The organism is Mesorhizobium sp. C089B (assembly GCF_030323125.1).
Lineage (GTDB): Bacteria > Pseudomonadota > Alphaproteobacteria > Rhizobiales > Rhizobiaceae > Mesorhizobium.
This window is the reverse complement of sequence record NZ_CP100469.1, coordinates 1,217,291-1,229,026: the sequence shown is the minus strand read 5'-3', so window position 1 is coordinate 1,229,026 and position 11,736 is coordinate 1,217,291. Positions and strand designations below refer to the sequence as shown.

Annotated in this window: 13 protein-coding genes; 4 read left to right on the top strand and 9 right to left on the bottom strand. The window is 63.4% G+C overall.

Annotated features, from left to right (window positions below):
* Positions 1 to 105: 105 nt before the first annotated feature.
* The 3 genes from NLY44_RS06275 to NLY44_RS06265 all read right to left on the bottom strand — a co-directional run bounded on the left by NLY44_RS06275 (position 106) and on the right by NLY44_RS06265 (position 2,814).
* Complete coding sequence (locus NLY44_RS06275) at positions 106 to 372, bottom strand: hypothetical protein (protein ID WP_023688654.1); 267 nt, start codon at positions 370 to 372, stop codon at positions 106 to 108.
* A gap of 183 nt (positions 373 to 555) precedes the next feature.
* The gene (locus NLY44_RS06270; RefSeq protein ID WP_023806024.1) at positions 556 to 1,764 is read right to left on the bottom strand and encodes an MFS transporter; all 1,209 of its coding nucleotides are present in this window, start codon (positions 1,762 to 1,764) and stop codon (positions 556 to 558) included.
* Positions 1,765 to 1,824: 60 nt separating this feature from the next.
* Complete coding sequence (locus tag NLY44_RS06265; RefSeq protein ID WP_023706171.1) at positions 1,825 to 2,814, bottom strand: AraC family transcriptional regulator; 990 nt, start codon at positions 2,812 to 2,814, stop codon at positions 1,825 to 1,827.
* A 160-nt stretch (positions 2,815 to 2,974) separates the two neighbouring features.
* Here NLY44_RS06265 and NLY44_RS06260 point away from each other — a divergent pair, with 160 nt between their 5' ends.
* Both NLY44_RS06260 and NLY44_RS06255 read left to right on the top strand, forming a co-directional pair.
* Positions 2,975 to 4,822 carry a monovalent cation:proton antiporter-2 (CPA2) family protein gene (locus NLY44_RS06260; RefSeq protein WP_023806023.1) on the top strand — a complete coding sequence of 616 codons (1,848 nt, stop codon included), beginning with the start codon at positions 2,975 to 2,977 and terminating at the stop codon, positions 4,820 to 4,822.
* The gene (locus NLY44_RS06255) at positions 4,822 to 5,370 is read left to right on the top strand and encodes a DUF924 family protein (protein WP_031203433.1); all 549 of its coding nucleotides are present in this window, start codon (positions 4,822 to 4,824) and stop codon (positions 5,368 to 5,370) included. Before NLY44_RS06260 ends, NLY44_RS06255 begins: the two co-directional genes overlap by 1 nt.
* Here the strand turns inward: NLY44_RS06255 and folK are convergent.
* From folK to folP, 3 genes are read right to left on the bottom strand one after another with little or no spacing between them, the layout of a single operon-like run.
* Positions 5,367 to 5,885, bottom strand: a complete 519-nt coding sequence (gene folK, locus NLY44_RS06250; protein ID WP_023734298.1) for a 2-amino-4-hydroxy-6-hydroxymethyldihydropteridine diphosphokinase — start codon at positions 5,883 to 5,885, stop codon at positions 5,367 to 5,369. The two genes, NLY44_RS06255 and folK, sit on opposite strands and share 4 nt — an antisense overlap.
* Positions 5,869 to 6,228: a dihydroneopterin aldolase gene (gene folB / locus NLY44_RS06245; RefSeq protein WP_023673502.1), complete on the bottom strand. Its 360-nt coding sequence runs from the start codon at positions 6,226 to 6,228 to the stop codon at positions 5,869 to 5,871. Before folB ends, folK begins: the two co-directional genes overlap by 17 nt.
* A gap of 35 nt (positions 6,229 to 6,263) precedes the next feature.
* Complete coding sequence (gene folP / locus NLY44_RS06240) at positions 6,264 to 7,109, bottom strand: dihydropteroate synthase (RefSeq protein ID WP_023734297.1); 846 nt, start codon at positions 7,107 to 7,109, stop codon at positions 6,264 to 6,266.
* Between the two features lie 150 nt (positions 7,110 to 7,259).
* Here folP and NLY44_RS06235 point away from each other — a divergent pair, with 150 nt between their 5' ends.
* On the top strand, positions 7,260 to 7,880 hold the full coding sequence (locus NLY44_RS06235) for a DUF922 domain-containing Zn-dependent protease (protein WP_031356137.1): 621 nt from the start codon (positions 7,260 to 7,262) through the stop codon (positions 7,878 to 7,880).
* A gap of 233 nt (positions 7,881 to 8,113) precedes the next feature.
* Positions 8,114 to 9,598 (top strand): MDR family MFS transporter, encoded by a 1,485-nt coding sequence (locus tag NLY44_RS06230; protein WP_023806020.1) that lies wholly within the window; start codon positions 8,114 to 8,116, stop codon positions 9,596 to 9,598.
* A 20-nt stretch (positions 9,599 to 9,618) separates the two neighbouring features.
* Here the strand turns inward: NLY44_RS06230 and NLY44_RS06225 are convergent, their stop codons facing one another.
* The 3 genes from NLY44_RS06225 to NLY44_RS06215 form a co-directional block, all read right to left on the bottom strand.
* A complete protein-coding gene (locus NLY44_RS06225; protein WP_023748746.1) occupies positions 9,619 to 10,650 on the bottom strand; it encodes an NAD(P)/FAD-dependent oxidoreductase in 1,032 nt (343 codons plus the stop codon).
* Between the two features lie 104 nt (positions 10,651 to 10,754).
* Positions 10,755 to 11,075, bottom strand: a complete 321-nt coding sequence (locus tag NLY44_RS06220; protein ID WP_023673507.1) for a 2Fe-2S iron-sulfur cluster-binding protein — start codon at positions 11,073 to 11,075, stop codon at positions 10,755 to 10,757.
* A gap of 157 nt (positions 11,076 to 11,232) precedes the next feature.
* Positions 11,233 to 11,571, bottom strand: a complete 339-nt coding sequence (locus NLY44_RS06215; protein WP_023706163.1) for an Hpt domain-containing protein — start codon at positions 11,569 to 11,571, stop codon at positions 11,233 to 11,235.
* Positions 11,572 to 11,736 lie beyond the last annotated feature (165 nt).

The following is an 11,736-nucleotide window of genomic DNA, read 5'->3' as shown; positions in this document are numbered from 1 at the left end:
TGCGTGCCGGCCGTCCTTCGTGTCAGCGCGATGCGCTTTAAGAACACCAGCAAAAAAGGCGGCGGCTACTCGAGCCACCGCCTTTCTCAATTTCCGAACGAAGAATCAGCCCTTGATGGCGGCCGTCAGCTCGTCATAGGCCTTGCAGGCGTCGGCCGGCGTGGTGGCGCCCTGATATTTGGTCGTCACAGCCTGCACCTTGGCGGTCAGGTCGGCGGCCTTGGACGGATCCTTGGTGATCGCCTCCTGCAGCGCGGCGGTCATCTCCTGCGCCTTCTTGGCGGCAATCTCCTGCGTGCATTCAGGCGCCTTCGAACAGGCCGATGCGGCAAGCATGGCGACACCCACGCCGACGAGCAAAAACTTCTTCATGTCAGTCATTCTCCTCACGAAGGCAGAACTTGATCGTCGCTGCCTTCCAACGGCCGAAGCCTGGCGTCCCATAGCCGCCGATTGCGGCAAAACGCAACGTGTGCGGCGCATAAACTTGTGCAGCGCTGCTGCAACGGCGCGGACGGCCTGATTGAGGCCGCCCGTGTCAGACGAAGCAAGGTTTCAGCCACGAGGCTGCAGCAGCGCCAGTGCGGCCGTCGCCGCGGCAAGGAGGGCGGTTAGGGTCAAAGGCCCCGTAGCGCCATAGGTGTCCACGACATAACCGCCGACAACCGCACCGACGGTGATGGCAACCTGGAAGGAAGTGACCATCAGGCTGCCTGCTGCTTCCAGCGCATCAGGCGCCGCGCGGGACATATTGGTCGGCAGCACCACCGGCGCCATGCCGAAGGCGAAGCCCCACAGCGTAACAAAGCCGAAGGCAACGCCGGTTTGCGCGCCCCAAAGCACCAAAGCGAGTGCCGCAAACGCCATCAACGCGGCGGTTACTGCGAGGGCCATGTGGATGTTGGTGTCGGCCAGGCGACCGCCGGCAATATTGCCGATCACAGCGGCGATGCCGAACCCGAGCAGCGCCAGGGCAATCGGTCCGGTTGTGAGGAGCGTCACCTGTTCGAGGAAGGGGCGCACATAGACCGAGCCGGCAAAATGCCCGGTCATCAGCAGAACAATGGCAAGCATGCCGAGTTGGATGCCGCGCCGCCGCGTCAGCCGAAAGACGTCTGCAAGGCTGTTGCTTGCCGTTGCAGGCAAGGTCGGCAGGCTGAGAAGCTGCAGCAGCATGGCAAGCGCGGCCAGCCCCGCCGTCATGGCCATGGCGCTGCGCCATCCCAGCCAGTCACTGATCAACGCACCCATCGACGGCGCGGCAATGGTGGCGAGCGAGACGCCGAGGGTCACGATCGCCATGCCGCGACCTGTCGCATTGGCGCCAACCAGCCGCGCCACGACGGCAACGGAAAGTGCCCAGAAAGCGCTAAGAGCGATCCCCAACCCGGCCCGGCCCAGCAACAGCAGCCAGAAATTGGGCGCCAGCGCCGCAAGAATATTGGAACTGACCGCCAGGGCCATGAGGCCAACCAGCACCGCCTTGCGGTTCAATCGACCGATGAGAACATTGCTCAACATGGCCGTCACGGCGCCAACGGAAGCGGTGGCGGTGACGACCTGTCCGGCCGTTCCCTCGCTGATGCCGAGATCGCGCGCCATCGGCGTCAACAGACCTGCCGGCAAGAATTCGGCAGACACCAGGGCAAAGCTGGTGGCCGCCAATGAAAGGACCGCGAACCAGGTGGCCGCGCTCCACGCGGCTGGTGCATCGGCATCAAGGCCAATGGCGGCGTCTTCAAGCTGTAATGTTGTGTCAGTCACGGGAAGATCTCCACAGTTTGGAGATCTTAGATAGGCGAGTCCGCCCGGATGTTATGTACCTTAAAATCCGAAATTCATATCCATTCGTCCGGGAATTGTGCGGCGCACAACGCCTGGCGAGACATTGGTGATGCGCTTGAACGCGCGGGCGAAGGACGCCTCGGAATCATAGCCCAAACGGGTAGCAACTTCGGCAACAGACAAGCCGTTTTGGCCCAGCAATTCGCGGGCAAGCTGCATGCGCAGGCGGGCGAGATAATGTGCGGCGCCCTCACCCAATACCGCGCTGAAGCGCTCGGCGAAAATCGAACGCGATTGGCCTGCCACGCCGGCCAGGCTTCCCAGCGTCCAGTTGTGGCCGGGATCGCGATGCATGGCCGCCAGAGCGCGCCCTATATGGGGGTCGCGGATGGCTGCAAGCCAACCGATGGTCGAGGCGCCGTTGCAATTGACCCAGCAGCGTATGAGCCTGGCTGTCAGCAAATCCGCCATACGCGACAGGATGGTGGCGCTGCCCATCTGCGGTTGCGCGGCCTCCACCGTCATGGCCGCCAGCAAAGGGCCGACCATCGGGTCATTGCCGGCCACGTCGCAACCCTTGATGAGAGGCGGCATCAACGTGATCAACGGATTGAGCGCATAGGAGCCGAGAGACATGGAGCCGCAGAAAAGGGTGCTTGTCGCGCCCGTTCCCTGCCGTATCACTTCGCAAACGTTGCCGCCCAACTTGATCACCTGGCAGCCCTCGAGCGAGTCGCCCACCACGTCCGGCGCACTCGCCAGCCGATGGGCGATGCCTTGCGGCAGCAGCACCAGATCGCCATCGCGCAACTCCTGCCAGCCTTGCGCTTCGGTGTGAATCCAGCATGGACCCTGGCCGACAAAGTGAAAACGAAGCAGCTGTTGTTGCGGAAAGTCTATGCTCCATGGGTGCCGGAGTTCGCAGCGGCCATAGTTGACACCACTCAAGCGAAAGTCTTGCAGAACTTCGCTGAGCGCATCCATCGGGATATGTGGCAGCGGCGACGGCCGGGACGAATAATCAGGCATTTGCCAGATATAGATACCGGCCGTCCGACAGGCAAGCGCAGACTGTTGTTCCACCGGGGAATCGCTGCCACGGCACCCTACCCATTCTGGCAGGCTTCCCGCCCTTGCCTCCCGCTCCCGGTGCATGCAAGGAGTGCTGTCGGACACAGGGACAAGAGGCATGGCAGCGGAAGCATCGGGCAGCGATCTCATTCAGGTGGTGGCGCTGCTTGCCGCAGGCGTCGTCGCCGTTCCGATCTTCAAACGCATGGGGCTGGGCTCGATCCTCGGCTATCTCGCCGCGGGCGTGGTCATCGGCCCGTTCGGTATTGGCATTTTTTCCGAATCGGAAGCCATCCTGCATGTCGCCGAACTCGGCGTGGTCATGTTCCTGTTCATCATCGGGCTGGAGATGCAGCCGTCGCGGCTATGGGGCCTGCGCCGCGAGATTTTCGGCCTCGGCGCGCTGCAGGTCGGCGTCTGCGCCTTGCTGCTCACCGGTGTTGGTCTCGCCGGCGGCTTTCCGATCGCGCAATCCTTCGTTGCCGGCGCCGGTTTCGTCCTAACCTCGACGGCTATCGTCATGCAGCTTCTGGAAGAGCGCGGCGAGATGGCGAGCCCCAAGGGCCAGCGCATTGTTTCCATCCTGCTGCTCGAGGATCTGGCAATCGTGCCGCTTCTGGCGCTGGTCGCCTTCCTGGCGCCGGGCGGCGCCGAGATGACCCTGCAGCAGAGGCTGGCCGAAATCGGCATCGGTCTTGGCGCCATCGTCGGGCTGGTGGTGGCCGGCCGCTATCTGCTCAACCCGTTCTTCCGCATCCTGGCCGACGCCAAGGCGCGCGAAGTCATGACGGCGGCAGCCCTTCTGGTCGTGCTGGGGTCGGCGCTGGTTATGCAGCTTTCCGGCCTCTCGATGGCGATGGGCGCCTTCCTCGCCGGCGTGCTGTTGTCGGAATCGACCTTCCGCCACCAGCTGGAGGCCGACGTCGAGCCATTCCGCGGCATCCTGCTTGGCCTTTTCTTCCTCGCCGTCGGCATGTCGCTCGACCTGCATGTGGTGGCCGACAACTGGCGGCTGATCGCCGTCTATGTCGTCGCCTACATGGCGATGAATGCGCTCGGCATCTACCTCGTCGCCCGCTTGCTGAAGAGCGGTCATCGTGAAGCGCTGGAACGCGCCGTGATCATGGCGCAAGGCGGCGAATTCGCCTTCGTCCTCTATTCGGCCGCGGCGGCGGTTGGCATCATCGACAGCCGGGCCAACGCAACGCTGACCGCGATCATCATCATCTCCATGGTGCTGACGCCGCTGGCCATCATTGCGCTCAAATATGTGACGCCGCGCGACGAGCAGTCGCTTGAAGGCGTCGACATCGCCGACGGCCTTACCGGCAGTGTGCTGGTCATCGGCTTCGGCCGTTTCGGCCAGATCGCCAGCCAGCCGCTTTTGTTGCGCGGCATCGATGTGTCGATCATCGACAATGATGTCGAAATGATCCAGGCGGCCGCCGATTTCGGCTTCAAGGTCTATTATGGCGACGGCACGCGGCTCGACATTCTGCGCGCCGCAGGTGCAGGCCGCGCGCGCGCCGTGCTGATCTGCGTCGACAAGCCGGACGCCGCCGTGCGCATGGCGGAACTGATCAAGGCGGAGTTCCCGCTGCTGACCGTCCTGGCACGCGCGTACGATCGCGGCACCGCGCTCTCGCTCATCCGCGCCGGCGTCGACTTCCAACTGCGCGAGACCTTCGAATCGGCCCTCGTCTTCGGCGGTTCCGCGCTCGAGGTTTTGGGCGTCGAGCCGGAAGATGTCGCCGATGTCATCGAGGATGTGCGACGGCGCGACAATGCCCGACTGGAGACGCAGCTGGCCGAAGGCGTCCGCGCCGGGCAACGTTTCCTCAGGGGCAATACCGGCACGCCGATCCCGACGCCGCTGACGCAACCGCGCCGGCCCGGCCAGGCGCTGAACGAAGAGACGGCCGGCGTGCTGCACAAGCCCGAGCCCGCCGATCAGGGGGAAAGCTGATGACCGCATTGGATGAGCGCGCGCTCGCCGTCACAAAATTCTGGCGCGAGGCCGGCGAAGACGCGTGGTTCGAGAAGAACGACGCCTTCGACGCGAATTTCCGCAGCAGGTTTCTCGACCTGCACTTTGCCGCCGCGCGGCGCGAGTGCGACGCATGGTCGGAGCATGCCGAGGGTTCGCTGGCGCTGATGATCCTGCTCGACCAGTTTCCGCGCAACTGCTTTCGCGGCTCAGGCCATATGTACGCCACTGATCCGCTGGCAAGGCACTTTGCCGCCAAGGCGATTGCGGCAGGCCATGACCTTTCACTGGAAGAAAACCTGCGCGTCTTCCTGTACCTGCCCTACGAACATTCGGAACTGCCCGCCGACCAGGACAGATCGGTCGAGCTCACCACCGCCAGGGCGCCGGAGTATGTGAAATACGCCATCGAGCATCGCGACATCATCGAGCGTTTCGGCCGCTTTCCGCACAGGAACAAGATGCTTGGCCGCGAGACGACGGCGGACGAACAGGCATTTCTCGATGGCGGCGGATTTTCCGGTTAACCCAGCCACCAGTCGCGGCCGGATGCCAGCCGCTCTATGCCTGATGTATCGACGGCGCTGAGCCGCGCGCTCACGCTCCTGCCGCCCACCGCCAGATCCGGCGCGATCTCGGCCAGGGGCGCCAGAACGAAGGCGCGCTCCAGCATCCGGGGATGCGGCACTTCCAGCCCGGTTTCGTGGATGATGCGGTCGCCGAACACCAATATGTCGATGTCGATCAGGCGCGGACCCCAGCGCTCCTCGCGCACCCGCTTCAGCTTGCGCTCGGCCTCGAGGCAGAGGTCGAGCAGCGCCCTTGGCGCCAGCGCGGTCGAGATTTCGGCAGCGGCGTTGAGGAAATCCGGCTGGTCGAGCTTGCCCCAGGGCGGCGTGCGATAGAGCGAGGAGACGGCGATGACACGCGTGTTCTCGTCGGCGTCCAGCAGGCGCAGCGCCGTGGCCATCGAGGCCGAGGGATCGCCGAGATTGCCACCAAGGCTGAGATAGACCGTGTTTTTGCTACTCTGGCCAGACAACGGTCACCTCGACGTAATCGAGCACGCCGGGCACCGGTGCGTTGGGCTTGCGCACGGTGATCTCGGCCTTCCTGATCTGCGGAAACCGTGAAGTCAGCGCCTTCGCCACTTCGAGCGCCAGCGCCTCGATCAGGAAACGGCGATGTCCAGTGACGATCTTTTCAATCACCGTGAAGGCGATGCCGTAATTGACGGTGTCCTCGATGGAATCATCCTCCAGTGGGCGGCTGGGCTCGACCGTCAACTCGGCATCGACATAAAAACGCTGGCCAAGCGCCTCTTCCTCGTCCAGCACGCCGTGCCGGGCAAAGAAGGCGCAGTTCTTCATGCGGATGACGTACATTTCTTAGTGTCCTGGCATTTCTTGGTGTCCTGGGCTCAGCGTCCTGGCTTTTCACGCGCCAGCATAGCATCGGCGACGGCCAGTGCGTCCATGTTGATTGCGACATCGTGAACGCGAAACAGATCGGCGCCCTTCAGCCTCAGGATGACACTGGTGGCTGCCGTCCCGGCGGCGCGCGCGCCGGCTTCGCGGCCGGTGACGGTGCCGATGAAGCGTTTTCTGGAGGTGCCGGCCATCAAGGGAAAACCGAGCTCCTTAAGCTCGGAAAACCGCGCCATCAGGTCGAGGTTTTCCTCAGCCGTCTCCTTGGCGAAGCCGAAGCCGGCATCGAGTACGATATGATCGTCCGCAACGCCGCTGCGCCTGGCGATTTCCAGCGAAGCCTTGAGGAACAAAAACTGGTCGGCGATGACGTCGGGCAGTTTTTGCCGCTCGCGCCCGGTATGCATGATGACCAGTCCGGCGCCGGTCTCGGCGGCGACGCGGGCGATGCCCGGTTCGCGCTGCAAGCCCCAGACATCATTGACGATATGCGCACCGGCGGCGACGGCGAGGCGCGCGGTTTCCTCGCGATAGGTGTCGACCGATACCAGGGCTTCGCCTGAAACGGCGAGTGCTGCGATCACCGGCAGGATGCGGCCCTGCTCTTCTTCAGCAGTTACGGGCGATGCGCCAGGGCGCGTGGATTCCCCGCCGATGTCGATGACGGCGGCCCCCTCTTCGACCATGCGGTGCGCCTGAGCCACAGCCTGATCAGGCGTGATGAACAGCCCGCCGTCGGAAAAACTGTCCGGCGTGACGTTGAGAATGCCGACCACAATGGCTTTCTCGCCAAGGTCAAGATGGCACTTATGCGCCAGTTGCCATCGCCTTGTCGTCATTGTCCTTCAACCATGTGTCTCATTGGCATGTGGTGCTCATTGGCATGGGGCTCATCGAGCGCTTGCAATCCATCAACGATGCGTGATCGGTGGAAGATCAATTCCGTTGCGCCGGCAACGGCCGTAAAGCAAGGTGAGTGAAGAGGCAACATGATGAAACGACCCCTGCTCTGCGCCATGATGCTGGCTTTGACCGTCCTGCCGGCGAATGCTGCCAATCTGGTGAAGACTTACAGCTATTTTGCCATCGGCGGCAGCACGCTCGATGACATCGAGACGCAATTGTCGAAGCATGGACCCGAGGTGAAAAGCACCGGGATGCGGCATCCAGGCGCCACCCAGATGGCGTTCACCACCCGCATCAGCTACGCGCAAACCGCAGACACCTGCCGCATCGCCAAGGCCGCCGTTACCGTCAAGGTCAAGGTCATCCTTCCGGAGTGGCGCAGGCCGCGCAAGGCCGATCCCGATGTCAGGCTGTTCTGGGACACCCTGTCGGCCGACATCAAGCGCCATGAGGAGCGTCATGTCGAGATCGCCAAGAACCACGGCCGTCTGCTCGAAGACGCGCTGAACGCGAGCTTTGCGCAAAAGACCTGCGCCGGGGCAAAGGCGAAGGCGGCGCAGATCACCGCGGCCGAACTCGCCAGGCATGACCAGGACCAATTGCGCTTCGACCGCGTGGAAGGCGTGAATTTCGAAAGCCGCATCCTGCGGCTGCTGCGCTACCGCATGCAGCGCGTCGAGAACGGCCAGCTTCCGCCCGGCTGAAACACGGACTGATACCAAGCCAATTCTGCCGAAACATGAGGCCAGCCCCAGAAAATTTTCGGGCATAGGTCGAAATCGGCCTATACGGGACGACATATGTCAGGCTCGCAAGATATGTCAGGCTGGCAAGGCGCGAGCTTCGAAACACCAGATCAAGACCAATCGAGGCGGCGCGTAGCGGAGCGGCCATTTGGCGCCGCGCTATCGCTCTCAAACTTTATGGATGAACTGATATGGACCAAGCTGTCGACAAGCCGGCTAGGCTGCCTCCCGCCGCACCGCTGACGGAAAGCGAGAAGAACGTCATCATCGCCGGCATCCTTTTGTCGATGCTGCTGGCGGCGCTCGACCAGACAATCGTCGCGCCGGCCATGCCGACCATCGGCCGTTCGCTCGGCCATGCCGACTACCTGCCGTGGATCGTGACCGGCTATCTCCTGACGGCGACGGCCATGGCGCCGCTCTACGGCAAGATTTCCGACGTCTATGGCCGCCGGCCGACCGTCTATGCGGCGATCCTGATCTTCCTTCTGGGATCGCTGGTCAGCGCCATGGCCCCCAACATGTTCGTGTTGGTTGTCGGCCGGGCGATCCAGGGTGCGGGCGGCGGCGGCCTGTTCGCCCTGGCGCAGATCGTCATCGGCGACCTGGTGCCGCCGCGCGAACGCGCGCGTTATGCCGCCTGGATTTCGGGCACCTGGGCGGTCGCCAGCATCGCCGGGCCTTTGCTCGGCGGCGGATTTGCCGAACATCTGCATTGGTCGCTGATCTTCTGGATCAATATCCCGCTCGGCATCTTGGCCATGGCCATCATCAACAAGCCGCTGCGCAAACTGCCGGTCGCCGCAAAGCGGCATCGCATCGACGCGCCGGGCGCGCTGCTTCTGGTGGTGGCGACGGCATTGCTGCTTTTGGCCCTCAACTGGGGCGGCAGCGCCTATCCATGGGCCTCGCGCGAGATCGTCGGCCTGCTCGCCTGTTCGGCGGTCTTCTGGGGTGCGTTCGCGCTCAGGCTGATGCGTGCGGCCGAGCCGCTGATTTCGCTTGAAGTGCTGAGCAATCCGATCGTGCTTGCCGGCACGGCGTCGATGTTCCTGCTGCAGGCCGCCAATATCGGCCTGTCGGTGTACCTGCCGGTCTATCTGCAGTCGATCATCGGCCTGTCGGTCAGCCAGTCGGGCCTTGCCATGCTCGGCCTGCTGCTCGGAACGGTCGCCGGCGCGACCTTCAGCGGCCGCACGATACCGCGCTTCTTCCACTACAAGCGTATAGCCATGGTCGGCGTTCTCTTCGCCATTATCTGCCTTGGCGTGCTCAGCCTGGTCGCCGGCCGCGCCTCGCTGCTGGTGGTCGAGCTCTTGACCATCTGCATCGGCCTTGGAAGCGGCACCACCTTCCCGGTCGCCACCGTGTCGGTGCAGAACGCTGTCGACCGCGCGCATCTCGGCGTTGCCACCGGCGTGCTGACCTTCCTGCGTTCGCTGGGCAGCGCGCTCGGCGTCGCCATGCTCGGCGCCGTCGCGCTCGGCTATGGCCTGCCGCTCGCCGGCGAAGGCGCGCCGGCTGCCGGACAGATCGTCTCGGCGACGCCCTTCATGATGATCTTCCTTGCCGCGGCGGTCACGCTCGTGCTGGCGCTGATCACGCTGGCGCTGATGCCGGAGAAGTCACTGCGCGGCCGCGACGACGCCGAGGCGCCGGTCGTTCTGGTGGAGTGATCCGGAAAGCCCTGTAGGACCTACTCCACGACGCCGAGCTTCTTCTGCAGGCTCGTCGACGACGTCGTGTACTGGAAGACGATGCGCTCGCCCGGGCTGATGATGCGCTTGGCGGCCTGCGCCATCAGCGCCACCTCGTGAAAACCCGACAGGATCAGCTTCAGCTTGCCTGGGTACCAGTTGATGTCGCCGACGGCAAAGATGCCTGGCACCGAGGTCTGGAATTTCTCCGTATCGACCGGGATGAGGTTCTCATGAAGGTTGAGCCCCCATTCGGCGATCGGGCCGAGCTTCATGGTCAGGCCGAAGAACGGCAGCATGCGCGTGCACGGCACCTCGATGTCGCCGTCAGGCCCGCCCTTGATGGTAGCAGAGGCCAGCTCGCCGTCGGCGCCGGTCAGGCCGCTCACCTGGCCGACCCGGAACTCCAGCTGCTTCATCTCCTGCATGGCATACATCTTGTTGACGCTGTCGGGCGCCGCCCTGAATTCCGCGCGCCGGTGGACCAGTGTCACGCTTTTTGCCACCGGCTGCAGGTTCAGCGTCCAGTCGAGTGCGGAATCGCCGCCACCGACGATGACGAGGTCGTGGCCGCGGAATTCCTCCATACGGCGCACCGAATAGAAGACGCTCCTGCCCTCATAGGCCTCGATGCCGGGAATGGGCGGCCGTTTGGGCTGGAACGAGCCGCCACCGGCGGCGATCACCACCACCTTGGCTTCGAACACCTCGTTCTCGTCGGTGGTGACCCGAAATGAGCCGTCGTCCAGCTTTTCCAGGCTGGAGACCATGCGGTTGAAGGTAAAATCCGGCTTGAACGGTTGAATTTGCTCGAGCAGTTTGTCGACCAGCCCTTGCGCCGAGATCGAGGGCCAGCCTGGAATGTCGTAGATCGGCTTTTCCGGATAGAGTTCGGCGCATTGGCCGCCGGGCCGGTCGAGGATATCGATCAGATGGCACTTCATGTCGAAGAGGCCGAGTTCGAACACGGCGAACAGGCCGACCGGCCCCGCCCCGACAATGAGTGCGTCCGTCTTGATTATATCGGTCATGCCAGGCGAGCCTCATTGTCAAACTGGGGCGAAACTGGCGCGAGACTGCATGAGCATTGGCCCGCTGCCAAGCGGCGGCGGGAAAAATCAGATGGTACGGGAGATCAACCCTGGCGAGCCGGCACGCGCACGACCAGGCCGTCAAGCGCGTCGCGCACCTTGATCTGGCAGGACAGCCGCGAGTTCGGCTGGACGTCATAGGCGAAGTCCAGCATGTCCTCTTCCATCGCCTCCGGCTCGCCGACCTCGGCCGTCCAGGCTTCGTCGACATAGACATGGCAGGTCGCGCAGGCGCAGGCGCCGCCGCATTCTGCCTCGATGCCCGGCACCGCGCTACGGATCGCATTCTCCATGACGGTCGAGCCGTTTTCGGCCTCGACATCGAAAGGAGTGCCGTCATGGGCAATGAAGGTCAGCTTGGTCATTTGTCACCTGAAGGGAGTCCCAGCCGAGATAATCACTCCGCCGGACAAGTCAACTGCCGCGCGAAAGCGCCGCTTTGTGACGTTTTTTCGGAAAGCTGGCCAAAGCACGCCCTGGCCCCGTCGATTCATCCCGGTGGCCGCTGCCGAGCGGCAGCCATTACCGGCTGATGGCGGCGATGAAATCGCGCACTTCCTCGATCAGGGCGCCGAGGCGCTTGAGGATGCGCGCATCTTCCGGCTGCTGTTCGATCGAGGTGGCGCAGTCGGCGATGGCAAAGGCGCCGACCCCGCGCGCCGAACCTTTCAGCCCATGCGCCAGAAGCAGTCGCTCCCTGACATCGGCATCGACTATTCTGTCGCGGACGGAAAGCGCCTGCTGTACGAACAGCGCCAATACCTCCTGTTCGAGGGCGCGATCGCCCATAGTCTGACGGGCCAGATGGGCCAGATCCACTGGGCGCGAACGGGCCGGTCCCGACGCATCGCCGCCCGGCATTGAGAAGGCAATGCCGCTTTCACCGCGTACCAATTTGAAACTCCTTGTGCCGATCGCCGAAAAAACTAGGCGATTTCCGTCGCCAACGCGTTAATGAATGGGCTGGAATATTTGTTGCCGTTGAGGCGGTTAGATCACGTTGTCGTTAACCTTATATTTAAAGTT